This is a genomic window from Paenibacillus foliorum, from assembly GCF_013141765.1.
Classification (GTDB): Bacteria; Bacillota; Bacilli; order Paenibacillales; family NBRC-103111; genus Paenibacillus_S; species Paenibacillus_S foliorum.
Window position 1 is genome coordinate 12,255 of sequence record NZ_WHOD01000105.1, and the last position, 26,122, is coordinate 38,376.

A 26,122-nucleotide genomic window follows, 5' to 3' on the forward strand; every position below is an offset into this window, starting at 1 on the left:
CACCCTCTCCAAGCCGACATCAGGATTTGATAAAAAACAAAGTCAATTCCTCTCGGTTATGAAACAGCTGCTTAGCTTTCTGCAATACAAGCTCAGGTTCAACGTCCTCCAGCAGTTCACGAACGGTTTGAAACGGCTTTTTATGCATCAGCTTTACTGTAATGATCGCCGTTCCTCCGGATTGGAGTGCGTGAAGGAGCCCTTTTACAAGTCTTGCCATCTGACGAGGGCTCCAGCTCATATCACATACGAGTAGATCAAATGAATCCGGCTGAAGCACAACATCACTTGCATTTTTCTTGTGGAATGTCAGATTCGGATGTTTGAGTAGGCCTGCATCGAGTTTAGCCGGATCAATTGCAGTAACCTTAATTCCTCTTTCCAGCAAAAGCGAAGTCCATCCACCAGGTGCCGCGCCAACATCAACCGCCGATCGGTATTGAGTGAAATCTAGACCGAACGCTACCTCTGATTCCAAAAGCTTAAACTTGGCCCGAGAAACTTGACCATCCTCCTTGCGGAAACGGATAGCTCCACCTGCCCAATCCGATAAATTATCTGTTGGTTTGGAAATCCCCGCATAGGCTCTCTCAGGAGTCAAATAGACTGACAAGATCAGCTCTGCGTCTTTGGCTACTGGAACAATAGCATAGGCATCCGTTAGAACACTGTCTAAAGCTTTTTTACATTCTCCTGTTGACAATTGGGAGACCTGCTCTGTTTTACGAATTTGAATGGCGAGTTTGGTCCCCTCTGTCAGTTGAAAGCTATCGTGAATCCAAGCCTGAAGCGCAGCTACAGAACCATCCCAATCCAGCTCAACATCCACAGGCTGCATATGTCGAAGGAACATAGGCTCTTGCTCCAACACCTTACTTATAGCATCCATTTTTCCAACAGGTAAAGAATATAAAAATATCTCGGCAGGCACCACGTGGCTAAATTTAGCTTCATTTCCAAACAACCGTCTAATTTCTTCTTGTGCTTGCTGACCGAACCCATGATTCGCTGTTCCAATAAAAACGCTGCTTTCAACAGTCTCTACTATCATTACAGCACCTTAATCCAAGGCCGACCTTGAAACCACTCCAACGAAACCGGAACCTGAAAAGCCTTAAGCAAATTAGCTTCTGTCAATACATCCTCTTTCCGTCCAGAGGCAATAAGCTTTCCATCATCAATAAGCGCAACATGAGAAAACATAGGCATAATCTCTTCGATATGATGAGTCACATACAATACGGTAATGTTCTGCTGTCCAAGACGGTTCACTGTTTCCAACAGCCTTTCCCGCTCGAATAAATCCAAGCCCGAGCAGGGCTCGTCCATAATAAGAATAGAAGGACTGGTCATTAGCGACCGCGCCAACATGATCTTCTTACGCTCGCCTTGAGATAATGAGCCCAGTGCTTGGTCTGCGAGATGCGGAAGTCTTACTTCCTCCAGCATACGCAATGCTTTTTTCCGAACCTCATCAGGAATTTCTTCGTAAAACCGTAAAAACGCAAACTCGCCAGTAGCCACAACCTCCCAAACGGGATCAGCCGGATTTAACTTTTCGTATAAGGATTGACTAATGTAGCCAATTTTTTTACGTACTTCTCTAACGTCGCATTGACCGTATGTATGTTCTAAAACCTGAACTTGGCCACTACTTGGAAATTGATACCCATTGATTAGTTCCAAAATAGTCGTTTTGCCGGAACCGTTTTTCCCGAGAATAACCCAGTGCTCACCCAAGTTGGCCTGAATTTCAATATCGGATAAAATCGCCCGCTCCTCGCGGACAAAATGAATATTTTTCAATGATAAGACTTGCATGTGTAGGATCACAACCTATTCTTGTACAGTATTGTAAATCTTTTGGAGTGTTTCGTGCAGCATAGGTCCATTTACCAGTTGAACACCTTCGGGTTTATTCTGGTATAACAGCTGATACATGGCTTTTTTGCCGCTTAGACTGGAGGTATGCAGAAAGATTTCTTGCGGGTAACGTCCCTTGGCAATTATATAATGCACAACTTGTAAGCCATCCGGCTGTCCCCATCCCAGATCGAAGTCTAGGGAAAGAACACCGATCTCGCATTCTTCAATTAATAATATACATTCTTCGGCGCTGCGTGCAGCTACAAATCCTTTGGGACAGAGTCTCATATCGTCTAGATAAACATGAATGATAAGAATCGCCTCCTTTCAAAAGAAAGCACTATACAGAGCAATACACTCGCATTGATCATGAGGTGGGGACAATGAACTTGAAATAAAAGCTGTCGGTTAAATCTTTAACTCCGCGATAACCCAAGAACAAGCTCAATCTCGGAAAGATGCGATCCGTCCTGAGGCGTTGGAGTTTCCAATACAAGAGGAATAGACTGCACAATTGGTGACTGCAGAAACTCGCGAAACCGTAATTCCCCTATATATCCCTTGCCTATATTCTCATGGCGGTCCTTCCTCATACCTCCGGGATATAACGAATCGTTAATATGAATGGCTTTTAAATGATCGAAATACCCAAGGGTAGAGGCTTTAAAAGCCAACTCACTCCACCCGTTCGGATGTGATGACCATAACCCGCAAGCATAAGCATGACACGTATCGAAGCAAAACCCGATATGCTCACGGCAATCCGATAAATTCCGAATTTGCATGAGCTCCTCCAATGAGGTGCCCATCTTCGTGCCTTCCCCCGCTTGATTCTCAATCAGCAGCTTTGCATGGCCTTGCCAGTCTGAAAGCACTTCATGTAAACATTGTATAATATTTTTATAGCCTTGTAACGTGTCCCCGCCTTTATATTTACCAAAATGGACCACAACGCCAACCGAACCACAAGCTTCAGCAATCTCCAGATCGTTACGGAGTGACATAACGGTTGCTTGTCTCAGCTGAGAATCCTCGGAAGCCAGGTTGGTTGGATAGGGTGAATGGGCTATTGAAGCAATGCCTTGCTCATTGCATAATCGGGAGCACGCTTCTGCATCTTTTGGATTCCAGCGTTTGATAGTCAGGCTTCGCGGATTTTTGGGAAAGTATTGAAATGCCCCCGCTTTCAGCTTAAAAGCAGTCTTGGCTGCTTCTTCATAGCCATTTCGAATGCTAATATGACAGCCTATCTTCATCAAGGCTTTCCTCCTCCCATTGCTTTAAACTGCCTCATCCCAAATTTGACCACATTCCAATAGCTTAGCCTAGCTTTGACAGTTCAAACAGCAGAAGGACTTCTTGGATGACACATCCTGCCGAACCAAAGGACTTCCGCATCGTACACATGGTTCTCCTTCTCTGTCATATACTTTGCACCGGCTATCATATCCGCCCGTCAGACTATCTCCGGGAAATAACGGCATCTCCATATAGCCTCCTTGTCGTGTTGCGGTCTGGAGAACCTGCCTCATCGAAAGGTATAAACGTTCAAATTCCTCTCGTTGAAGCTGCTGACAGCGTCTTGCTGGAAGCAGTCCCGCTTCAAAACAAATTTCATCGGAATAGCAATTTCCAATTCCAGCAATGATGCTTTGGTCAACTAGCGTTGACTTCAATGTTCCTCGGTTCCGTTCCAGCAATGATACAAATTCATTAAATGTGAATCCCGTCTCCAACGGTTCAGGACCGAGCTTCTTCAGCAGCTTCTCAGCCTCCAAAGCATCATGTAAATGCAAATACCCCAACCTCAAGCCAATAAAATATAAATGGCGGTTTCCCCAGCTTATCGTTATTTGCACAGTCCGTTCCGGCCTATCCTCGCCACTTCCGTAGAACATCATACCACCTAACATCAGATGAAGCACAAGCACTTTAGTGGTGTTAAGATGGAACAGAAGGTGCTTAGCCCGTCGTTCAATATGAAGAATGGAAGAGCCTAACAACTGCCGCTGAAAAATTTCCACAGAGGTATTGATTGATTTCTCTCTCTCAACCTCAACGACCGATATCGGTATTCCGATAATTCTCGAGCTTAGCAAAAGCCTGTAATTTTCCATTTCCGGTAGTTCAGGCATATATTGGCTCCTTATCATAAAAATAAGAGACTATCATCTGGACCAATTAACCTAGCTTAAGTTGAATTGGTAAGACTTGTCTCTCTATATGTAACCAATTTATGACTGCTTTATCCCGATATGGCATGAAATTAAGTTTGCAGATACAACGCCCCTTAAATCAAATGATCCATTATATAGTCCTCACTCCGATTTGTTTTCTTCTTTGCGAGGGTTTTAAGAGCATTGCGTTTAGTACCATTCGGCCTCCCTGATGTTAGGGTATGATCAGCAAGCTCCGACTTATGGCGTAAACGCTGAATCCTTTTCTCCAACGCTGCAATTTCCTCTAGCTGCTTGGCTTCTATCGCCGTAACAGCCTTGCGTCCCCCCCCTAACCTGAGACTGCTAACGCCATAGGAGCGCTTCAATTCTTGACGCTGTCGCGCTTTATGCAAGGCTAGCTCAGCATAATATAGCGCTTGCTCCAACCGCTTCTCCCTATGTTCATAATGCATAGACAGCTCAATGAATGGCTCAATTAATGCTGTGCTGCGGTCTCTCTTACGCTCTACATATAGGGTCCATAGGCGGCATGCAGCAGAATAACGTTGCTGTTTCTTGTACACTTGAGCTAATAGCTGCAAATAATCAGTTGCTTCATCAGCCTGCGATTCATTGAGCCTCTCTGCTAACAGCTCCAAGGCTTGCTCAGCAAGCCAACCTTGGCCGAGTTTATCCAGCCAAAGTCCGAGCCTATAGAGCTCTTCCAAGCCCATATCAGCAGTTTGGCTTTTCCCATTCAATACATCGGCAAAGTGAATCGACAAGCCTGCTAACGACAAAATATCCAGCTCATTATGAACAAAAACCCCTTCGACTATCGACACATCGCGTTCAGCTAAGTATTGAAAGTATAAAGCAGGTGCTAATGATCCCGGTACATCGTTATGCCTGACCACGTTAAGCCTTTCTTCCTCTACCTTGCCTAAGCGACATGATGGAAGTGTGTGCTTCCAAAGGCTGCGCGAAGGGTATAAAAAGTCCAGATGTCCGGCAATATCAGGCTCAGAAGGGATTCGGTTCAGAATATAACGGTTCTTAATAATCGGCCAATCGAACGTTTTTCCATTATAGGATACTAAATACGGATGCTCTTGCAGCTTTACCTGCAAATAATGAAGCATGGCCAGTTCTTCTCCGGGATGGCGTATAAACATCTGCTCTACGATAAACTGCTCTTGTTCATAAAATCCGATACCGATCATAAACGGCACATTGCCGGCTCCTATGCCGAGACCGGTCGTCTCCGTATCAAGGTAGAGCAGCTGATCATGGGGAAGGGAGCTCGGGAGGTCGTTAGCGCCAGCCGCTGTGGGCTTTCTCGCTCCCGCTGAAGCGAGCATTGCGCACAGCTGATCGGACTGACCGATCAGCTCACGGAGCGCGTAGCGACCGTGCAGCGCTGAGCCATCATACACGCGGCGACGCATTACGAAGGAGCCCCACTCGCCCTGCTCCATGCGGGCGCCAATCTGCGCCCACTCCCTATCGGCTGCAGCCTCTCCCTGCTCCGCTGCCGCAATGCCCGCTCCAGCTCCAGCACTGGCGCTTGTGCTTGTGCTTGCGACATCCGCTCCGCTCTCGCCGCCTGCCTGCTTCTTGTGCCGCAACAGCCGTTCGCGCAGGCCGCTCATCGCATAACACCCAGCTGATCCAGCAGCTTCAGCGACAGCTGTTTACCTGTGAGGCCGACCTCTTCGATCGGCCCGACACAGGCTGGGCAGCCGCTTATGCAGCCGCATGATGCGATCAGCCGCTTCGCCTCAGCAATCAGCTCACCGTGCACCTCGTACAGCCGTTCGCTCAATCCTACGCCACCTGGGTAGCGGTCGTAGAAAAAGATAGTCGGTTTCTTATTATGAACCGCCTTTACCTGCGGTACAACCCGAATGTCTTGCGGGTCGCACATCAAATAGAGCGGTGCAATATGTACTAGAACATTGGAGAGGCCAAGCAGCGCAAACTGCATGTCGTTGGTCGTTGTTGCTGCGGCAATCTCATCGGAGAATGTAATCCAATAGGAGCTGGTATGAAGCTCCTCCTCAGGCAAGTGGATGGGACCGGAACCAATATTCTCGTGTGTTCTCAGTCTAATTTTCTTGAAAATCGTAGGCTTAGCATTAAGAGTTACCTCACCATACTGACGCAGCAGCTTCTCCTCCTCAACCTCTCTGTGAACGTGCAGTACTTTGAGCTGCACCGCCATACTGGCATCGGTATAATAGTCGACGTTTACCTCGCGGACGAATGCCTTCTTCTCCTCATAATCCAGCTTCTCCACCTGAAATTGGATCCCCTCATGAATATAAATAGCTTCCTCATGAATCATTGTCGGCGCGCTGAAGCGATCGACCTCGCCGATAACCCGACTGCCATTCGTTATATCGATAATCACGAAATTCTCCTGGGCGGCCGAGCGCAGTGATATATCATGAGCTGGGAATGACTGATCCATCCAATAATAGCGATTTTTGACGTAATGGAGGATATGCTCTTCGGCCAAAAACTCTAATACATCCTTCAGCGATTCACCGCCAAAGCTCTCCCCTTCTTCGAAGGGCAGCTCATAGGCCGCGCATTTAACATGATCCACCAGGATAATTAAATTATCTGGATGGATCAATGCCTGCTCGGGCGGCCTCTCGAAGAAATAGCGAGGATTCTGGATCATGTATTGATCCAGCGGATTGCTGCTCGCCACGAGAAATGTGATCGAGCTTTCCTGGCGACGACCCGCACGGCCGGACTGCTGCCACGTGCTGGCTACCGTGCCAGGGTAACCGTTCAACACGCACGCTTGCAGTTGGCCAATGTCAATGCCCAGCTCCAGCGCATTCGTGCTCACTACGCCGCGAATCTCGCCATTGCGCAGACCGCGCTCAATCTCGCGCCTCAGCTTGGGCAAATAACCTCCCCGATAGCCGCGGATCGACTTCGAGCCCAGCTCATGCTGCACCTGCTCCTGCAAATAGGTGAGCAGAAGCTCAACCCGCACGCGGCTGCGGGCGAACACAATCGTCTGTATGCCCTGCTTGAGCAGCAGACCGGCAATTTTACGCGTTTCCAATACGCTGCTTTTACGTATACCCAGCTGTTGATTGACTACTGGGGGGTTGTAAAAGACGAAATGCTTCTCTCCAGACGGAGCCCCATTACGGTCAACCAACGATACCGGCTCACCTATTAATCGCTCAGCATGTTCTTGAGGATTATCGATGGTCGCCGATGCGCAGATAAATTGTGGCGATGAGCCATAGAAGCGGCAAATCCGCTTCAGCCGTCGAATCACATTCGCTACGTGACTGCCGAAAACTCCTCGGTACGAATGAACCTCATCAACCACGATATACTTAATATTTTCAAACAGCTTGACCCATTTCGTATGGTGAGGCAAAATCGCCGAATGAAGCATATCAGGGTTGGTAACCACAATATGACCCGCATTGCGAATAGCCTGGCGCACGGTTGGCGGGGTATCTCCATCATAGGTATGCGTCTTAATATCCGCTCCCATCCGGTTGACCGTTTCCTGCAGCTCTGCCACCTGATCCTGAGCCAGCGCTTTGGTTGGAAACAAATAGAGCGCACGCGCACTGTCATTTTCCAATATGCCTTGGAGTACCGGCAAGTTATAACATAATGTCTTACCTGATGCTGTAGGCGTCACGGTCACTAAATGGCGGCCCGCCAGTACCTCTCTGAACGATTCAGCTTGGTGTGTATAAAGTCGGTCAATGCCTTTCTCCAACAGAGCCGCCTTGATAAGCGGATGTATCCCTTCTGGGAAAGACTCGTATAAAGGATCTCTAGGCGGTATAGTTCGCCAATAGGTCACCTGAGACATCAGCTCCGGTGTGTCTTTAACCAAATCTATCATTTCATCTATGGAAGCAACTTTTCCCGTTAAGCGGTTCATAAGCTCAGACTCCTTATTATGAATAGCTTGTACTTGAAGCCTTTTTGATGATGCAAGTATTTTAACTTCAGGCTTAATTGTACTTTTCCATTATACCGAATACACGTTCGCACTACAATCTTGATTTTGACAAAAGAAAACCCTGATCAGCTCTGGATCAGGGTCATTTGTATTCAAACTTATATTTTCAATATCATGAATTCTTGCTTGTATGAGAGGAATATATGGAAATGAATGATTCGGTCTAGGATTCATCAGTCTAAAAACTGTGTTCCTTCTTGCTCTTCCCCAAGTAAGTTTTTACAGTAAGTCCGAGGAATCATCGTAATCATATCGAACTCCGTCGTGCGAAACCGTTTGAAGGTACGTTCCGTGCATAGCCACTGCCGCATTTTTTTGCAGCTTAGTGAGAACCTCCCGAAAATGATTAACCTTCGAATCTTTGGTTTCTGCATTAATGGCTAACTGCAAAGCTTGTTCGATTACGGCGATATCGTGACTTGTAAAATCCATACCGCAGCCCTCCTGAGCAACAATTTTTCTTCTTGACCTATTCTAACCAAAAAAGGGAGGAAACATTCATTTTAATGAATCTGATTCTAAACATAAGGCGGCTCCCACGTTTTCTTTCGCCAACCTAAGCTTTGATCGACTACCTGCAGATTATGATCCAATTGTATATCAACCCCAAAAGGGAGCTTATGATTATACCAAAATCGCACATCACGCCACTCCACCATATAGCCGTCCTGTATTTCCTTACAGCATACATGCACCCGTTGGGCAAAATACAAAAACGCCCTTACTCCATCCGTTGATAACGTCGCTTGAATAGCTGAATTCGTTGCGTCCTTCCTGTAAACATCCTCAATAGCGATCTCTTTCCCGCGAATAGTACCCGTATAGAATAACGAGCTTGTTTCTATTACGAATTGCCAACGAAACCAACTTAATCCTGGAATAACTTGATAAATCCCATCCAACTGCAATGTTTCACGAGCTTTAGCTACCATTTGCCGATGGTGAATCGCCCTAGCGCCCATATAAACCATCGATACCCCGTATATATCAAGAAACAGCATACCTGGCGATAGGTTGCTAAATATCCAGACAAGCAGCCCGACCCCATGGATAATAAATAAAAACGGATCAAACAGCGACATGAAATCCAAGTGGCTCCATTTATTGGATACAGGTCTAAAGCACTGCACACCATAAGCGTTGAACCAATCCAAAGTGATATGAAAAACAACTGCCAAGAAAGACCAGAGGAAAAGTGAACCTGCATACGACCAAACATCAAATGCAGCAGCAATTGGCAAAGTGATTATGCAGGGCCATAGCAGCATGGCTGGAAGAGAATGAGTCACACCTCGATGAAAACGGATATATGCTGAATAACCCTTCAATCTTGTTACGGAATCAAAATCTGGCGCATGTGAGCCTATTAAGGTTGCCGTTAAAATCGCATGAGATAGCTCAGGGTTCTGAGCAATAGCAGGGTCCAGCATCGCCAGACCAGCTAATGTAGCGCCAAATAATAAGTGACTTCCTGTATCCATCGCCAGTTCCCTCCTGATGTGTCTCCATTATTCAGCTTCCTCTACTGTACAGCCTCGACTTTTTCTTTCTCCCAACGCTCCTCCGCGTTAAACCAATAGAACCATTGTGCTGGATTTTTTCGAATTACCCTCTCCATAATGGAGTTCAGCAGGCGCGTTGCATCTGCTCTCTGCGACCTTGAATACATAGCGTGTAATTGCAAAGGCTGCTCGAAGACCAGTTCATGTGTGAAGCCTCTGACTCTGCGCCCATAGAACGGAACTAAGGGTACCTGCAATTCAATGGCCAGCGATGCGGCGCCTTCCGGTGTTCGGGTCTTTTTACCAAAAAAATAGGATTCAGGAAACGTTGGTCGCCAAAAATCACCTAATATATAAACAACACCATTTTCCGACAAATGCTTGCGAAGCTTACGAAGCAGCTCCAATGGGGGAGTGCTGTCATAATCCAACCCCGGGCAACCTAATTCCTTAAAACGCAGGTAGAGTGGACGCAATTCCGAGCTTCCCGAGGTAGCAATCGTCAAACAGGAATATTTCTGACACAAATACCAGTAGTAGTAGAAGAAATTGCCTACATGCGGTGAATATACAATAGCCCCCCGTTCCATACGCAGCGCTTCTGTCAGATGCACCTCCCCTTTAACCTGGAACCTCCGTCCCTCACTTTTCGGCAGCCGATAAGAATCCAATAGTATTTCATACAAGATAATTATGAGATTTTGAAAAAATTGAATGTTATAAGAGCTTCTCTCCTTATCGCTGTGGTCTGGAAGCAAGTCCAGCAGGTTACGAAGCACTTTGCTCCTCAGATTGCCGCCAGTCAGCCAATAAATCAGGATACCGATTCCCTTACAAAGAACAAGCACAAGGGTCGGGGGAAGCCAACCGCTAAGCAGAGAGAGCGTTCTTGTAGTTCGAGGGCTGCCCGTTATTTTTCCAATCCATTCATACAATGCAGGTCCCCCCTCGTCTTTATCTTGACTAAGCTTCGCCGTTCAAAAAATGTTTTTTGTACCTGCGAGTAACCCTATCCTTCTCCAAAACAATGAAAAAATCAACCGTATCAAAGAGTGCATCGTATGCCGGGTCTCCACCTATTTCTGCTCCGAGCCATTGGTAGCCCTTCATCAGCGGCGGAAGCTTGCGGAACACTTCTTTCTCGCTAAAACCACTATCGACCTCCTGCAGCCCTCTGATTCTATGTGTTTCCAGGGGTTGAATACCATATCTGTCTGTTAGTACCTGCTTTTGGCGCAGCATACTATAGATCACATTCAATTCATTAAGTGAAGGAATATGCACACTAGCACAACCGATTAAATAAGAGTAACTGCGTTCTGTTATATAGCCTGCAACACCTTCCCACAACAATTGAATAGCTTTACCGCCGCGATAAATCGGGTCGATACAGCTGCGCCCTAACTCCAATGTCTGCGGCTTAAAGCTATGAAAAGATGACAGATCAAACTCAGACTCTGAATAAAACCCTTTGTTCAAAATAGCCAGCTCTCCCGGTAATAAGCGGTACGTTCCTACAACCCTATCACTTTCTAAATCCTTAACGATTAAATGATCGCAATAAACATCATACTCATCCTGTTCCAAGCCACTATCGTTAAGCATCTGCAAATTCTTTTCCTCTTCAACAAAAACCCGATACCGCAAGCGCATGGCCTGCTCAATCTCCTCACTATTCGAAGCCAACTTGACACATAAACGAATCTGCTGAGGGACGAATTGCACGGCAGTTTGAGTCACAAGTCAACACACCTTTCTCAGAGAAGTTGGAGTAGTTCTTACCTCTTCAGCGTAGCAAATGATTATTAATCCGGCATTTTCGTGTTGTTAAGGTTTTGTAAGATTTAAGATGGCTTGACCATAGCCTTGCCCCAAAATATCTTAAGGGCACAGGTCTTACACAATGAAAAAAAGAGCCGCAATGGGCTCTTTTCATGTTTTTGAGTTTTCACTTTAAAACATTTCGTTTACCTGAATGACTTATCGAAGCCAAATATACAATGGAATAAATAAAAATGAGGTTATAATAGCTGCAGCCCCCATTGCAAAGCCCCCTACACTGCCCTGAAGCTCTGAATCTTTGATTACACGTGCAGTTCCAATCCCATGCGCCGCCGTACCAATAGCAGTCCCTATTGAAATGTCATCACGGACACCACAGAGCCTTAGCAGGGCAGGTCCAAACATACTTCCAATCAAACCAGTCAAAACCGTCAATACAGCAGTAAGCTCTGGTAGCCCTCCTGCTTGACGTGAAATCTCCAAAGCAATAGGTGAGGTTACAGACTTGGGCATCATAGTCACCATCAATTCCTTCGACCCGCCCAAACTCCATACTAAAGCAGCGGATAGCAGCAGCGCACTTGCAGAGCCCACCGTAACGCCCCCCACAATTGAAAGGAGACTAGAACGTATACGTTTTGCATTTTTATAGAAAGGAATGCCTAATGCTACCGTAGCCGGACCCAGTAATAATATAAGGGTATCTCCCCCCTTACGGTAGGCTTCATAAGGAATATTCGTTGTTAGCAAAAAAGCGATAACAAGACCAGAGCTTACAAATAATGGATGAAGCCATTTCCATCTTCGGTATAAATAAAGGGCCAGCGAATAGCTGATTAGTGATAATGCCAGCCCGAATATCGGCTGTTCCGTAATATCATGAAGATTCATGACGGCTGCTCTCCTTCCCCTTGAAAAGCTTAACCGACCAGCCTGTCAGGATTAGAACGCCAAAGGTGCTCGCAAAAAGACTGACCAGCAGCTGTACCGAATTTTCACCTATATAGTGAAAAAACACTAGGGTACCTACAACAAACGGAGTGAAAAATAGCAGCATGTGATTGATGAGAAATTGTCCTGCATCCTCGACCCATTCCAGCTTCACCAGCTTCAAAAATAAGCTTAAAGTGAATAAAATGAGTCCAATGACATTCGCCGGAATTGGAATGTGCAACGCCGTCTGCAGAAGCAACCCTAACAAATAAAAACCGGTTACTATTGAAAAACCAAGCAAGCTCTTTCCCTCCAATGAAATCATTTGAAAACCAAAGCTATAGATTATATGAAATTCAGTGTCTTTCATTCGCAACACCGGACCTTTAGACGACCGCAAATTACCGTGTATATTTGTTATCCAATTGTGGGATTGTAACCATGGTGTGCAGCTAGCATACAACTAACTCATAATAAGGAGTGTAAAACACAATGGCAAAGCCTGATAACCGCGAAGACAACGTAGAACATTTACAAAACAGTATTAACAACACCATTAAAAATCAAGAAGAGGCTGAAGCCTATTTAGCAGAACATGCAGACGAAATCAGCCCAAGTGAAAAACAAACCATTCAAGAAAAGAACCAGCGGCGCGAACAAAGCTTGCAGGGCTTCCGTAGTGAAATTCAAGATGAATCTGAGTATCAACAAAATCAATAGTCATGCATCAGAATCATACGAAAACGAAACCCCATCCCAAGGATGGGGTTTCATTCTTTCTACTTGAAGCTACTCAACTTATAAAATGTTGAATAGAGCTATCTTTTAGACCTAGGCACCTCGTAGCTCCAATGATCCCTAGCCAAATAGGTACAATCATGAATTTGTTTCGCTTCCTGTACTAATAGCTCAGCCTCATCCTTCTGATAGCGCGAGCTAATGTGGGTCAAAATCAACGCTTCCACTCCCGCTTCTTGAGCAGCACGTGCAGCGTCCATAGCTGTAGAGTGATCGTATTCTACAGCCAGATGCTTCTTCTGCTCAGCGAACGTTGCCTCATGAACCAATACGTTAGCACCTCGTGCTAGCTTGCTTGAATTCTCACACGGCTGAGTGTCTCCTAAGATGGTTACAACGCGTCCCGGATAAGAAGGGCCTATATACTCCCTTGCATTCAAGGAAGTGCCATCATCTAATGTAACGTCGACTCCCTGCTTGAGCTTACCGAACAAAGGACCGGAGGTGATTCCAAGTTGCTTGAGCTTTTCCACAAGCAGACGTCCTTTTTGTGGTTTTTCGACGATTCGATAACCGTGGCTGTCCACCCGATGAATAAGTGGTGCAAGGCTGACCACAAATTGCTCATCCTCGAACAGCACTGTTTCCTCCGATACATCAAACTCTTGAATGATAAGCTCATAAGACAAATGAGCCTGACTCAAGCTCAATGCAGTCAATATAAACTGTTCGGTCCCCTTCGGGCCATAAACTGTAAACGGCGTATCTCCACCTTGGTAAGAACGGCTTGTTAGCAAGCCAGGTATTCCGTAAATATGGTCACCATGCAGATGAGTAATAAACAGTTTTTCCAGCTTACCAATGCGTATTGGGGACCTCAAGGCCTGATGCTGCGTCCCCTCTCCACAATCGAACATCCAATATGTATTCCGTTCAGCTAACAGGTTCAGGATGATCGATGTAACATTCCGATCTTTTGAAGGCATGCCAGCACCTGTACCAAGAAAGTAAATTTCCAAACCTCATCTACTCCGTTTCATGCTTTCTTCATGTAAACATAGGGAAAAGAGTGGAGTCGATGTCAACTCCACTCTGCATTAGCATGCCTAACTTTTGTCTACATTAAAATAACGGGCCTCCGGATGTGCAAATACTATAGCCGATACAGATGCTTCCGGCTCCATCATACTTCCTTCAGTTAATTCTACCCCGATATCTTCAGGATTTAACAAGGCAAACAGCTGCTGCTGATCGTCTAAATTAGGACAAGCTGGATAACCGAAGGAGAATCTTTGTCCACGATATTTCGCGCCAAAGCGCTCCTGCATCGACATGCCTGCCGGATCAGGGAAGCCCCAGACATCACGCATCATCTCATGAACACGTTCCGCAAGTGCCTCAGCTGTTTCTAATGCAGAAGACTGCAGCGCATGGGATCGCAGATAATCTCCATTATCACGCCATTCTTTAGCCTTCTCGTTGATTCCATGACCAGCTGTAACCACCAGGAATCCGACGTAATCCATTTCCCCACTGTCAACAGACTTCAAGAAATCTGCCAGACATAAGAATGGTTCTTTATCCTGACGTGGAAATGAGAATGTTTGAAGCAGCTTGGAAGGGTCATTAGGGTCATATACCAGCACGTCGTTGCCCGAAGATTGCGCTGGGAAGAACCGATACATACCATGAGCGCAAATAATTCCCTCTTTTTGCGCTTGAGCAAAGATATCGTCCACTGTTTCCTTTAATTGAACGGCTTTTGAATCCTTCTCCGCTAAAAGCTTATCCACTTTTCCTTTTAAACCTAGATGATGACCCAACAGCATTTGCATATTTACATAAGGCATAATATGACTGATCGGATAATCTCGGATAACTCGGCGCTCCAGATCAGGCGGAACCTGAACAGGAAGCGTTTTGTCTATGGACGATGTTTTAACACGTGTCAACACTGGCATTGTTTCTTCCTTTTTGCCAGCTTCCATTACATCCGATTCCTTGCTTTCACGCAACTCCTTAATCAATTGCTGCCTCTGCACAGGGTCGCTAAGCTTATTGGCTATATCTAAGCCATCCATCGCATCCTTAGCATATAACACCATGCCCTCATATTCCGGTGCAATACGTGTCTTGGTAAATTTACGAGTTAATGCCGCACCCCCAACCATAATGGGAACATCAATGCCTGCATTCTTCAAATCCTGGGCTGTGATGATCATTTGCTGAGCTGATTTAACCAATAGCCCCGACAAACCGATTGCATCCGCTTTTTCTCGGCGGAACGCTTCAATCAACTGCTCAGGCGGAACCTTAATGCCTAGGTTGATGATTTTATAACCATTATTGGAAAGGATGATCTCCACCAGATTCTTCCCGATATCATGAACATCGCCTTTTACTGTTGCAAGAATGATTTTCCCTTTAACCGCGCTCTCCGTCTTCTCCATAAATTGCTCCAGATGTGAAACGGAGGCTTTCATAACCTCGGCACTTTGAAGCACCTCTGCGACAATAAGCTCGTTGTTATTAAATAAGCGACCTACCTCTTCCATCCCTCTCATCAAAGGTCCATTAATGATTTCAAGAGGGTGATATTTGGCTCTCGCCTCATCCAGATCGGGAATTAAGCCTTCCTTCGTCCCTTCTACAACATAAGATGCAAGCCGCTCTTCAAGGGATAGATTGGAGATTTTCTCTTTCTTCTCAACCTTCTTGACACGGAAATGAGCAACAAACTCGGCAAGCGTGTCATCATTCGTATTGTAAATAAGCTCTTCAGATAGACGGCGCTCTTCCTCTGGGATAGAAGCATATCTCTCCAAAGCTTCCGTGTTGACAATCGCATAGTCCAAACCTGCTTTTGTACAATGGTACAAATAAACAGCATTCAATACTTCCCGTCCTGCAGGCGGCAACCCAAAGGAAACGTTGCTTAATCCAAGTATGGTCTGTGTGTCCGGCATAGCCTGTTTAATAAGTCGAATACCTTCTATCGTTTCCTTGGCAGAACCGATATATTGCTGGTCACCTGTTCCAACTGGGAAAACCAACGGATCAAAAATAATATCCTTAGGATTCATCCCGTATTTGTGCACTAGAAGATCATGTGAGCGCTGTGCAACCTCCAGCTTGTCTTGTGCAGTAATTGCTTGGCCCCGCTCATCTATTGTACCAACGACGGCAGCTGCCCCATAACGATGAATTAGAGGAACAACACTTTCAAACTTCTCTTCTCCGTCCTCCAAATTGATGGAGTTAATGATCGCTTTACCTTGTGAATATTTAAGTCCCAGTTCGATTACCTTTGTATCGGTGGAATCTAACATTAAAGGAACCTTAACCTTTTTAACTACTAGCTCTAGAAACTTAATCATATCACTGACTTCATCGCGGTCCGGATCCTGCAAGCAGACGTCGACTACAGCCGCTCCACCTTTAACTTGTGCTCTTGCAATCTCAGAAGCCTCTTCATATTTGCCTTCGGCAATTAATCGTTTGAATTTACGAGAACCTAGAACGTTCGTTCTCTCACCGACCATATACGGGCGGTTTGCATCTTCAATAAAAACCGTTTCAATACCAGAAACCGCAGGAGGATGCGCAGCAGCATGCTGCCGCGGCTTATAAGGCGCCAATGCCTCAGCCATCGCACGAATATGATCCGGTGTTGTTCCACAGCATCCACCGGCCATGTTAAGCCATCCTTGCTCAGCAAACCCAGCCAGCTTCTTAGCAAGTGATTCCGGAGATTCATGATACTTACCGTTCTCATCCGGAAGCCCTGCATTTGGATAGCAGCTTACAGCCGTTTGTGCCAAATCGGATAAAGTCCGGATGTGGTCTCTCATGAATTCTGGTCCTGTAGCACAGTTCAGACCAAAGGTAACGGGGTCAAGATGCTCCATAGAGATGTAGAAGGACTCAATATTTTGACCTGCTAACGTTGTGCCCATCGGCTCAATCGTACCCGAGATCATAATCGGCAGCTTATAACCTAATGTGTCGAAAGCTTTGCGGATACCAATACTCCCAGCTTTCACATTCAATGCATCCTGAGAAGTTTCCAGCAGTAAAGCATCAACTCCACCCTCAATTAGCGCCAATGCCTGCTCGTAATAGCTGTCTACTAGTTCATCAAAAGTGACCCCCCCTGTTACGGATAAGGTCTTGGTTGTTGGTCCCATAGCTCCTGCTACATATCGAGGCCATTCAGGAGTACTATATTTTTTAGCTGCATCTACAGCCAGCTTAGCCAGAATAAGATTGATCTCTCTTGCCCGATCCTGCAAATCATAATCCGCCAAAACAACACTAGATGCTCCGAACGTATTGGATTCAATAATATCTGCACCAGCTTCGAAATAAGCCTCATGTATTTTTTTAATGACATCTGGACGGGTGATAGCCAAATACTCGTTGCATCCATCAAGATCATCGCCACCAAAATCCTCAGCGGTTAAATTCTCTTGTTGGATCATTGTACCCATGGCACCGTCTAATATCATAATTTTTTTCTTTAATTGCTCTTGTAAAGTTGGTTTACTCATTCTTATCTTCCCTTCAATGACATCCGTCCGACAACTGTCTTGTAAATGTTGAATTTAGTTTGAGAATCTTAAAGGAATAACGTGAATTTTCAAGAATAATGTAAATCTAAGTGTAACAGAAAGCGATGGTCATGAAAAGATAGAATACATCACAATCAAAGTAAATGCAATGATCCCTATCGGATTTATCAAGTTTCGATATCGACAGAATCTTCTACTTCCACTATAATACATCTTAGAGCATTAATATCATAATGAAAGAGGGATGACCATGGCTGAAATTAGAATCCGCAATTCTAACGATCGCATATCTGGTGAACAAAATGTGAAGGCATTTTTGGATAAGCAAGAAGTATTATACGAGCATTGGGATGCCACTAAGCTTCCGCAAGAGCTTCAAGAGAAATTCATTTTATCTGATGAGGAAAAAGCACAAATCCTGTCCACGTTTGATTCCGAAATCAACGACTTGGCAGGCCGACGCGGCTACAAAACTTGGGACCTTATTGCTCTCTCCGATGCAACACCTAATCTAGATGAGTTGCTGAAAAAATTTGAGCAAGTTCACACACACACCGAAGATGAGGTTCGCGCCATTACAGCTGGGAAAGGTATCTTTATTATTAAAGGTACAGATGATGTAGGCTACTTTGACGTAGAGCTTGAGGCTGGTGATGTAATCTCCGTCCCTGAACATAAGGCGCACTTCTTTACATTAATGGATAACCGTCAGATCGTTGCAGTACGTCTCTTTATCGAAACAGAAGGCTGGATAGCACATCCATATGCTGACTCTTCCTTCCAAAAATCATAAAAACACATCAAAACCCGTCAGATCCTCTTAGAGGAACTGGCGGGTTTTTCATCCTACATTTGTAGAATTGAACTTCTTGCAAGCAGTTATTTAGAAATAATATCGATGATGCCTTGTATCTCTCTGAGGTTAACAATTTCGTGTGCAGGTACAATTTCACTAGCGCGCTTCAAACCGTGACGATTGATCCACATGTTCGACATTCCAACACGATTGGACCCGAGTATGTCAGTTGTCAGCTTATCCCCGATCATAACTCCCTCATCTGCGTTAATGTCCAATAGCTGCATTGCATGCTGGAAGATTGAAACGTCAGGTTTACCCACACCGAAATTTCCCGAAATAACAATATGATCGAAATATGCTGCAAGCTCAGGCACTCCAGCAAGCTTTTCTTTCTGTAAATCCGGAGATCCATTTGTTAAAAGAAGCAGCTTGTAGTTTCCCTTCAACTGGTTCAAAACCTCAAAGGTTTCATCATAAACAATAGGTCGGCTGCGGCGTTCTGCTGGGAACAATTCTCCCAAACGGTATCCAAGCTCTGGATTATCCACTCCAAGCGCTTTCAATCCACGTGTCCATGATTCGGTACGATATCCCGGAGCAAGCTGTTCAAGCTTGCGGAAATTTTCGTTCTCTCCCTCTGTAAAATTAGCCCAGAGACCTTCAAAAGGATTGATTCCAATCAGTTGAGTGAAAGGAAATGTTTCAAAGGTTTGATAAAGAGCACGCGCTTCCTTTCTGACTGCTTCTTCTAGTGCTTTAGGTTCAACCTGCACATGCTTAGCAGCTTCCTCACAAGTTGCTTGAAAAGATTCATTAACACTTCGATCATCCCACAGCAGGGTATCATCTAAATCAAATAATACGGCTTGAATCGTCATCACGTTGTTCCTCTTTCCCCAAATAACTTATAAATTCTTATTGTTATATATTTGTACTACTCTGTTTTAAAAGTTACCGAATGTTGTTCTGCAAACTCTTTCAAACGTTCTGATACTTCTGTGATATCAATTCGATGGTAAACCCGCGTAAATACCCATTTACCGCCTTTACCTTGTAACGAAATAACCACAGCATCCTTGGAAATCACTATCTCCTGAATTTGTGATGGCTCAACTCTTTTATCTCCGGTAAACCTTCGTGTGCTCAAAAAGTTTTTACCGATTTTAATGAATGGGCGTCTAACTAAGAAAGTAAATAATCCAAGCAATATGTAACTCCCGCCTGTAATCCAATAGAGATTATCGTCCTGGTATGTATTTCGGAAGGCAACATAACAAAATATGCCGACAAAGACAAAAAGAAGCGGCATAAGCCAATTGCGCCCCTTGATCGTTATTGTACCGTCTGAAACAGCCTCGCTCACCAGTGGCTTGCCTTGCTTCGCTCTACCCTTATTCGTTATTTTCGTGTTTTTCTGGACCATTCGTTCCCACTTACGTGACATAGCATTTCTCCTCAAAGGATGTTTTCAATGGCTTACAATTGATACAATTATTCATTCTCCAAAGCAGAGTGCTGCTTAAGAACAATTAATCAGAAGATTAATTGTTCTTATTGCTTGTCCTCTTTATCAACCAGTGTTATGTTATCCAGTTGATTACGGAGTGAATTTTTGAATCCTTCAATATACCGCTTACGCAATACATTGCGCTCTTCAATTTCTTCATCAGTCAGCCCTACTGACTTAGCTTTACGAGCTAGTTCATTAATTCGCTTGATATCCTGTTCGTGTTCTGATTCACTACTCATGCCAGTCCTCCCAGTATGTATAGCCTATGTCGTTAATACAATTTCACAAATCCAATAAATACACCAACCTCTACTTTGACATTACAGGTTTCGATTGTCAAGAGTGACCGCTCAATATTGACTGTCAAGGTAATTGAAGAAGTTGACCTTCTTGCAATAAATTCGACTTCAAACCATTTAACAATTTAATCTCATACATATATTCACGGACATCCTGTCCTTTAGGTGCGTGTTGATTCGCTATCTTCCAAAGAGTATCCCCTTTTTCAATTTCAAAGGTTTGTTTTATATGACTGCTGCTTGACGCTGCAAGAGCATCCTGATCTCCACCCAGCATGGGAGCACATAAACTGAAGACTAAAACAAGCACAACAGCAGCAAGCAAAATAAAGAATCTAGATAATTTCGTTTTGCGACTGTCACTATGTGCAGTATGTTTAGAATTAGTGGGACCAGCAGAACGATGAAATAATTGTTCATTCATATACATAATAAAATCACTCCCAAACGTTTGTTCTTGTTTTTAATTTAACACGAACACTTGTTTGTGTCAACGTATTTTCGAACTTATGTTTGTACGAACTCCGGTTCTATGTTATACTTTTTTCAATAATTACCCATACGGGAGTGATTCAGATGAGTAAACTATCCATTCGTCAACTGGCGATTTTGGATTTTATTAAGAATGAAGTCAAGGATAAGGGCTACCCTCCATCCGTGCGTGAGATCGGAGAGGCAGTTGGACTTGCTTCCAGCTCCACGGTTCATGGACATTTGGAGCGACTAGAGAAAAAAGGACTTATTCGTCGTGACCCAACGAAACCAAGAGCGATCGAAATTACCGACGGCTCCTCTTCAGAAGGCACACAATTCGCTCTCTCTGTAGCACGTGTTCCGTTAATCGGGCGCGTAACCGCAGGTGTTCCCATCACAGCCACAGAGAACATCGAGGATTATTTCCCGCTTCCTAGCCATTATGTAGGTGACTACAACGTATTCATGCTTAGCGTAGTCGGCGAAAGTATGATCGATGCGGGCATTCATAATGGCGACTATGTAATTGTTAGACAGCAGCAGTCTGCTAACAATGGAGATATCGTGGTTGCAATGACAGAAGATGATGAAGCTACTGTTAAGCGCTTCTACAAAGAAAAGGATCATTTCCGTCTACAGCCTGAGAACGTAACTATGGAGCCGATCCTATTAGACCAAGTCACGATTCTTGGTCGAGTTGTAGGCGTATTCCGAGATATCCATTAAACCTATTGAAGGCTTCCTTTCTAACGGGTATAAGACTGAAAACAAATAAAGCCAAGAAGCGGTCACAAGACCTGATTCTTGGCTTATATTTTTTATTTACCCTAATTCAATAAACATTCTTCTTACTTTTGAAGTCAAACACTCTCTCACCCCAAAAAAAGAAAAGCCCCTCAACCACACGAACCAAGGTCCGTGATAGTCGAGGGGCTATTAATTATTAACTTCTCTTAGTAAAGAGTCAAATACTGTTCGCGTTCCCATGCATGAACTTGAGTACGGTAGATATCCCACTCAATTTCTTTCAGCTCAACGAAATGAGCTAGAGCATGATCACCCAGCGCATCGCAAATGACATCGTCACGAAGCATTTCATCGATAGCTGTTTTCAGGTTGACTGGAAGACTCGGAATGCCTTGATCCTCACGCTCATCTTCAGTCATGACATAAATGTTACGATCTACTGGAGGAGGAAGCTGCATTTTATGCTTAATTCCATCCAAACCAGCTTTCAACATAACAGCCAGTGCCAAATATGGATTAGCAGCAGGATCCGGATTACGGACCTCAACACGCGTGCTTAAGCCGCGAGAAGCAGGAATCCGAATCATCGGGCTGCGGTTGCTAGCGGACCAAGCCACATAGCAAGGCGCCTCATAGCCTGGCACCAAACGCTTATAGGAATTGACAGTCGGATTCGTAATAGCTGCAAAAGCTCTAGCATGACGCAATATACCTGCCATATAATATCTTGCAGTTGAACTTAGTCCCAATTTGTCGCTTTCATCATAGAACGCGTTTGTTTTGCCTGTAAACAACGATTGATGGCAATGCATACCGGAACCGTTTACACCGAACAACGGCTTAGGCATGAAGGTTGCGTGCAATCCATGCTGTCTGGCTACTGTTTTGACCACAAGCTTAAATGTTTGGATCTGATCTGCGGCCTTTATTGCATTCTCATATTTGAAGTCAATCTCATGCTGCCCAGGAGCTACTTCATGATGGGATGCTTCGATTTCAAATCCCATTTCCTCCAAGGTCAACACAATCTCACGACGACAGTTTTCGCCAAGATCCATTGGTGCTAGGTCAAAGTAACCGCCTTGGTCATTAAGCTCCATGGACGGATTGCCGTTTTCATCGGTTTTAAATAAGAAAAATTCCGGTTCAGGACCTACGTTCATTGCAGTGAAGCCCATTTCTTCAGCTTCCTTCAATGCTTGTTTAAGAATTCCGCGCGGATCTCCAGGGAAAGGTCTGCCATCAGGTAAATAAATATCACAAATTAATCGGGCTATGCGGTCTTCGGCAACCCATGGAAATACGACCCAAGTGTTTAAATCAGGATATAAATACATGTCGGATTCTTCGATACGAACATATCCTTCGATTGAAGAACCGTCGAACATCATTTTGTTATCAAGCGCTTTTTCAAGCTGACTTACAGGAATTTCTACATTCTTGATCGTACCGAGCAAGTCAGTAAACTGCAGACGAATAAACCGCACATTTTCTTCCTTCGCAATGCGCGTAATATCCTCTTTTTTGTAGTTCTTTTCCGTCACTGTGAAACTCCTCCTTTAAATATGAAAAATTGACAGCGCATGTTCTGAAATACTACGTCTCCCGAACATGCACAACCGAACACCCTACTTCTTAAAAAACCTCGAAAGCTCGCCTTGAATCAGTGAAACCTGACCTCGCTTGCCTCCGCCGAGCAGCTGCTGCTTCAACATCCGATGCAACTGAGTATCCGTCAATTCTCTACGTTTAACTTCCGATTGCTCACTTAGAACGGTAGCTTCCTCGGAGTCTTTGGAAACAGGCAGGAGTACTTGCTTAATGCCTGCGATATTAACTCCTTTTTCAATCAAATCCTTGATCTCGAGCAGACGCTCAACATCGTTAAACGAATACAGTCGTTGATTACCTCCGGTTCTTGCGGGGATAATTAGCTCATGTTGTTCATAATATCGGATTTGTCTGGCGGTTAAATCTGTCAGTTTCATTACTATACCGATTGGAAAAAGCGCCATATTACGGCGAATATCATCCGTCACTACCCATCACCTCTGTGGACTACAAACTACCTTCATTGTACCCCTCCTACATAAACATGTCAAGGTGTGTTAGGTTCATGCAAGATGTAAGTATAATTTACAGTAGTCCCCAATCAATCATGTTGCTTAAAGCAGTCAACACACCTAGCTTGCAATGTGAATAGGTCAACCCGCCCTGCATGTAGGCAATGTAGGGCTCTCGGATCGGAGCATCAGCTGACAATTCCAGGCTGCCTCCTTGAATAAAGGTCCCCGCCGCCATGATGACTGGATGCTCATATCCGGGCATATCCCAAGGCTCAGGTACAACATGAGAGTCAACAGCCGATGCTTGCTGAATTCCTTGAACAAAAGCAATTAAATGCTGTTCGCTTGTAAATTGGATAGCTTGTATCAAGTCTGTCCGTGGGTCACTCCAGTGCGGGTGAGTTACAAAGCCGAGCTGCTCGAATACCGCCGCAGCAAAGATCGACCCTTTAACAGCTTGTCCAACCAAATGGGGAGCTAGAAATAGTCCCTGATAAATTGAACGGACAGTCCCCAGCATAGCTCCAACTTCTCCTCCGATACCAGGTGCAGTGAGTCGGTAGGATGCCAGCTCAACATACTTGCTTTTTCCTGCTATGTATCCACCTGTAGCAGCTATACCACCGCCTGGATTCTTGATCAGTGATCCAGCAATTAAATCTGCGCCTACCTCGGTTGGTTCCTGAAGCTCTGTAAATTCTCCGTAGCAGTTATCCACGAATACTATAACCTCAGGGTACAAGCTTTTGACAAAACGAACCATCTCGCCTATCTGAGCTACAGTAAACGACGGCCGCCACGAATATCCGCGTGATCGTTGAATGCCAACCACTTTAGTGTTCCCCGTCATATGCTCACGAATGGAATCATAATCAGGGCTTCCATCCGACAGCAAAGCTATTTCGTTATAAACGATGCCCCAATCCTGCAAAGATCCTTTTCCATCGTCTGGTTTCCCTATTACTTTGTGCAGTGTGTCGTATGGACTTCCAGTAATCATGAGCAGCTCATCTCCCGGCCTTAACACTCCGAATAAAGCTGTCCCGATCGTATGAGTCCCGGACACAAAATGTGGCCGCACCAAGGCGGCCTCTGCTCCAAATACTTCAGCGTACACCAAATCCAATACCTCGCGGCCTCGGTCATTGTAACCATAACCTGTAGAACCGGCAAAGTGATAATCGCTCACCTTATGCTTTTGAAAGGCACGGATCACCTTCCATTGATTCTGGTCAACGATCCGGTCCAACTCTTTTATTCTTCCCTCAATCTGTTCTTCGGCATACTCCATCCATGCCGTAATTCGTTCATTAAACATGCTCGCTGCTCTCTCCCTCATTGTAAGCCTGATCCAATGCATAAGCTGCCAGCAAATACCCCAATTTACTGTATTCTTTGTTATTCAGCCTTACCTGGATCAGCATATCATTACCTTCTATTTCATTCTCCAACACTTCACCGACTCTGTAAGCAAGCGATATAACATCGCCTTTTTCAGCTGGGATCCGGAATGTTTTGCAATCACCCATTAATTTCGATTCAATCGCATCGCAAACCTGCTTCAGGTCCTCATCACGATATGCCGAAATACGTAAAAATTCTCCTTTAGCTGTCAGCATTTCCGTTTGTTCGGGTGTGCACATATCCACTTTATTGAACAACGTGATTTGCTCAGTTTGATGAGCGCCTAGCTCTTGAAGAACTTGATCAACGACATACATCTGTGTAGACATCATTTCGGAAGCACTGTCCACGACATGCAGAATGAGATCGGCTTCACAAGCTTCCTCCAAGGTTGCACGGAAGGCAGCGACCAGATCATGCGGCAGGTTTTGGATAAACCCTACGGTATCTGTCAAAACAATCTCTTTACCCCCAGGTAACTCCAGATTTCTAGAGGTTGGGTCCAATGTTGCGAACAATTGATTCTCTACATACACATCTGCATGAGTCAATTGACGCAGCAGCGTCGATTTACCTGCATTCGTATACCCAACAAGCGCAACCTGAAAAACACCGGATTTTTTTCTGCGTTCTCTATGTAATGTCCGGTGCTTAACGACCTCCTGCAATTGATTCTTAAGCTCGGTAATCCGATCACGGATATGTCTGCGATCCGTTTCCAGCTTCGTTTCCCCGGGTCCGCGCGTGCCTATCCCTCCACCTAGTCGGGATAAATTCTTGCCTTGTCCTGACAGCCGCGGCAGCAAATAGCTTAACTGAGCTAGCTCAACCTGAATAATACCCTCACGTGTCTTAGCACGCTGAGCGAAAATATCCAATATGAGCTGAGTCCGGTCGATAATTTTCACATCCAAATACTGCTCCAAATTACGTACCTGAGCCCCGGACAATTCTTGATCAAAAATGGCTGTATTAGCACCATGCTCATCTAAAAGCTGCTTTAATTCTTCTGCTTTACCTTTACCAACAAACCATTTGGAATCGATCGATTCCTTGTTTTGAGTCATGGTAGCCAGCACTTCTACACCTGCGGTTTCAGCCAGACTCACGAGCTCAGATAAGGAATATTCAGCAACAAAAGCTTCCTGTCTCTTCTGCTTTGGTGTGATCAAGCTCATTAACACAGCCCGCGGCTGTTCGTGTTCAATGGTATGTACATTAGATTTCATAGTTATTAAATCTCCTTTGAAGGTATTC

26 protein-coding genes are annotated in these 26,122 nt (G+C 44.9%); 3 read left to right on the plus strand and 23 right to left on the minus strand.

Annotated elements, in window-relative coordinates; all coding sequences use genetic code 11:
• Window positions 1-19: 19 nt before the first annotated feature.
• The 13 genes from GC093_RS27770 to GC093_RS27830 all read right to left on the minus strand — a co-directional run bounded on the left by GC093_RS27770 (window position 20) and on the right by GC093_RS27830 (window position 12,558).
• Window positions 20-1,051, minus strand: a complete 1,032-nt coding sequence (locus tag GC093_RS27770; protein ID WP_171655184.1) for an SAM-dependent methyltransferase — start codon at window positions 1,049-1,051, stop codon at window positions 20-22.
• Complete coding sequence (locus GC093_RS27775) at window positions 1,051-1,821, minus strand: ABC transporter ATP-binding protein (protein WP_171655185.1); 771 nt, start codon at window positions 1,819-1,821, stop codon at window positions 1,051-1,053. Before GC093_RS27775 ends, GC093_RS27770 begins: the two co-directional genes overlap by 1 nt.
• 15 nt (window positions 1,822-1,836) lie before the next feature.
• Window positions 1,837-2,178, minus strand: a complete 342-nt coding sequence (locus GC093_RS27780; protein WP_171655316.1) for a cyclic-phosphate processing receiver domain-containing protein — start codon at window positions 2,176-2,178, stop codon at window positions 1,837-1,839.
• A gap of 104 nt (window positions 2,179-2,282) precedes the next feature.
• Window positions 2,283-3,122 (minus strand): deoxyribonuclease IV, encoded by an 840-nt coding sequence (locus GC093_RS27785; protein WP_171655186.1) that lies wholly within the window; start codon window positions 3,120-3,122, stop codon window positions 2,283-2,285.
• A gap of 69 nt (window positions 3,123-3,191) precedes the next feature.
• Window positions 3,192-4,001: an Fpg/Nei family DNA glycosylase gene (locus tag GC093_RS27790; protein WP_171655187.1), complete on the minus strand. Its 810-nt coding sequence runs from the start codon at window positions 3,999-4,001 to the stop codon at window positions 3,192-3,194.
• Between the two features lie 155 nt (window positions 4,002-4,156).
• Complete coding sequence (locus tag GC093_RS27795; RefSeq protein WP_171655188.1) at window positions 4,157-5,677, minus strand: ribonuclease H-like domain-containing protein; 1,521 nt, start codon at window positions 5,675-5,677, stop codon at window positions 4,157-4,159.
• Window positions 5,674-7,959 (minus strand): DEAD/DEAH box helicase, encoded by a 2,286-nt coding sequence (locus GC093_RS27800; RefSeq protein WP_171655189.1) that lies wholly within the window; start codon window positions 7,957-7,959, stop codon window positions 5,674-5,676. Before GC093_RS27800 ends, GC093_RS27795 begins: the two co-directional genes overlap by 4 nt.
• A 300-nt stretch (window positions 7,960-8,259) precedes the next feature.
• Window positions 8,260-8,472: a hypothetical protein gene (locus GC093_RS27805; protein WP_171655190.1), complete on the minus strand. Its 213-nt coding sequence runs from the start codon at window positions 8,470-8,472 to the stop codon at window positions 8,260-8,262.
• Between the two features lie 86 nt (window positions 8,473-8,558).
• Entirely contained in the window at window positions 8,559-9,521 is a 963-nt protein-coding gene (locus GC093_RS27810; RefSeq protein WP_171655191.1) for a metal-dependent hydrolase, read from the minus strand.
• Window positions 9,522-9,562: 41 nt separating this feature from the next.
• Window positions 9,563-10,477 carry a lysophospholipid acyltransferase family protein gene (locus GC093_RS27815; RefSeq protein ID WP_246315510.1) on the minus strand — a complete coding sequence of 305 codons (915 nt, stop codon included), beginning with the start codon at window positions 10,475-10,477 and terminating at the stop codon, window positions 9,563-9,565.
• 28 nt (window positions 10,478-10,505) lie between these two features.
• Window positions 10,506-11,282, minus strand: coding sequence for a GNAT family N-acetyltransferase (locus GC093_RS27820; RefSeq protein ID WP_312886622.1), 777 nt, complete (start codon window positions 11,280-11,282; stop codon window positions 10,506-10,508).
• Between the two features lie 240 nt (window positions 11,283-11,522).
• Entirely contained in the window at window positions 11,523-12,215 is a 693-nt protein-coding gene (locus tag GC093_RS27825; protein WP_171655192.1) for an LrgB family protein, read from the minus strand.
• Entirely contained in the window at window positions 12,202-12,558 is a 357-nt protein-coding gene (locus GC093_RS27830) for a CidA/LrgA family protein (protein ID WP_171655193.1), read from the minus strand. Before GC093_RS27830 ends, GC093_RS27825 begins: the two co-directional genes overlap by 14 nt.
• A 191-nt stretch (window positions 12,559-12,749) precedes the next feature.
• Here GC093_RS27830 and tlp point away from each other — a divergent pair, with 191 nt between their 5' ends.
• On the plus strand, window positions 12,750-12,977 hold the full coding sequence (tlp, locus tag GC093_RS27835; RefSeq protein ID WP_171655194.1) for a small acid-soluble spore protein Tlp: 228 nt from the start codon (window positions 12,750-12,752) through the stop codon (window positions 12,975-12,977).
• A 98-nt stretch (window positions 12,978-13,075) separates the two neighbouring features.
• Here the strand turns inward: tlp and rnz are convergent, their stop codons facing one another.
• Together rnz and metH are read right to left on the minus strand one after the other, a co-directional pair.
• The gene (gene rnz, locus GC093_RS27840) at window positions 13,076-14,014 is read right to left on the minus strand and encodes a ribonuclease Z (RefSeq protein WP_171655195.1); all 939 of its coding nucleotides are present in this window, start codon (window positions 14,012-14,014) and stop codon (window positions 13,076-13,078) included.
• Between the two features lie 87 nt (window positions 14,015-14,101).
• On the minus strand, window positions 14,102-17,545 hold the full coding sequence (gene metH, locus GC093_RS27845; protein WP_171655196.1) for a methionine synthase: 3,444 nt from the start codon (window positions 17,543-17,545) through the stop codon (window positions 14,102-14,104).
• Window positions 17,546-17,816: 271 nt separating this feature from the next.
• Here metH and mtnD point away from each other — a divergent pair, with 271 nt between their 5' ends.
• Window positions 17,817-18,359, plus strand: a complete 543-nt coding sequence (gene mtnD / locus GC093_RS27850) for an acireductone dioxygenase (protein WP_171655197.1) — start codon at window positions 17,817-17,819, stop codon at window positions 18,357-18,359.
• Window positions 18,360-18,445: 86 nt separating this feature from the next.
• On the opposite strand, the gene GC093_RS27855 is transcribed toward mtnD, so the two are convergent.
• The 4 genes from GC093_RS27855 to GC093_RS36175 all read right to left on the minus strand — a co-directional run bounded on the left by GC093_RS27855 (window position 18,446) and on the right by GC093_RS36175 (window position 20,604).
• On the minus strand, window positions 18,446-19,243 hold the full coding sequence (locus GC093_RS27855) for an HAD family hydrolase (protein WP_171655198.1): 798 nt from the start codon (window positions 19,241-19,243) through the stop codon (window positions 18,446-18,448).
• 56 nt (window positions 19,244-19,299) lie between these two features.
• On the minus strand, window positions 19,300-19,809 hold the full coding sequence (locus tag GC093_RS27860) for a hypothetical protein (protein WP_171655199.1): 510 nt from the start codon (window positions 19,807-19,809) through the stop codon (window positions 19,300-19,302).
• Window positions 19,810-19,916: 107 nt separating this feature from the next.
• Complete coding sequence (locus tag GC093_RS27865) at window positions 19,917-20,114, minus strand: DUF896 domain-containing protein (protein WP_171655200.1); 198 nt, start codon at window positions 20,112-20,114, stop codon at window positions 19,917-19,919.
• Between the two features lie 124 nt (window positions 20,115-20,238).
• On the minus strand, window positions 20,239-20,604 hold the full coding sequence (locus GC093_RS36175) for a LysM peptidoglycan-binding domain-containing protein (protein ID WP_246315513.1): 366 nt from the start codon (window positions 20,602-20,604) through the stop codon (window positions 20,239-20,241).
• A 146-nt stretch (window positions 20,605-20,750) separates the two neighbouring features.
• On the opposite strand from GC093_RS36175, the gene lexA reads away from it, so the two are divergent.
• Window positions 20,751-21,374 carry a transcriptional repressor LexA gene (lexA, locus tag GC093_RS27875; protein ID WP_171655201.1) on the plus strand — a complete coding sequence of 208 codons (624 nt, stop codon included), beginning with the start codon at window positions 20,751-20,753 and terminating at the stop codon, window positions 21,372-21,374.
• A gap of 227 nt (window positions 21,375-21,601) precedes the next feature.
• Here the strand turns inward: lexA and glnA are convergent, their stop codons facing one another.
• The 4 genes from glnA to hflX form a co-directional block, all read right to left on the minus strand.
• Window positions 21,602-22,939 (minus strand): type I glutamate--ammonia ligase, encoded by a 1,338-nt coding sequence (glnA, locus tag GC093_RS27880; protein WP_171655202.1) that lies wholly within the window; start codon window positions 22,937-22,939, stop codon window positions 21,602-21,604.
• A gap of 84 nt (window positions 22,940-23,023) precedes the next feature.
• Window positions 23,024-23,434, minus strand: a complete 411-nt coding sequence (locus tag GC093_RS27885) for a MerR family transcriptional regulator (protein ID WP_171655203.1) — start codon at window positions 23,432-23,434, stop codon at window positions 23,024-23,026.
• A 97-nt stretch (window positions 23,435-23,531) separates the two neighbouring features.
• Window positions 23,532-24,779, minus strand: coding sequence for a methionine gamma-lyase family protein (locus GC093_RS27890; protein WP_171655204.1), 1,248 nt, complete (start codon window positions 24,777-24,779; stop codon window positions 23,532-23,534).
• Window positions 24,772-26,094: a GTPase HflX gene (gene hflX, locus GC093_RS27895; protein ID WP_171655205.1), complete on the minus strand. Its 1,323-nt coding sequence runs from the start codon at window positions 26,092-26,094 to the stop codon at window positions 24,772-24,774. The genes GC093_RS27890 and hflX overlap by 8 nt, the downstream gene beginning before the upstream one ends.
• Window positions 26,095-26,122: the final 28 nt, after the last annotated feature.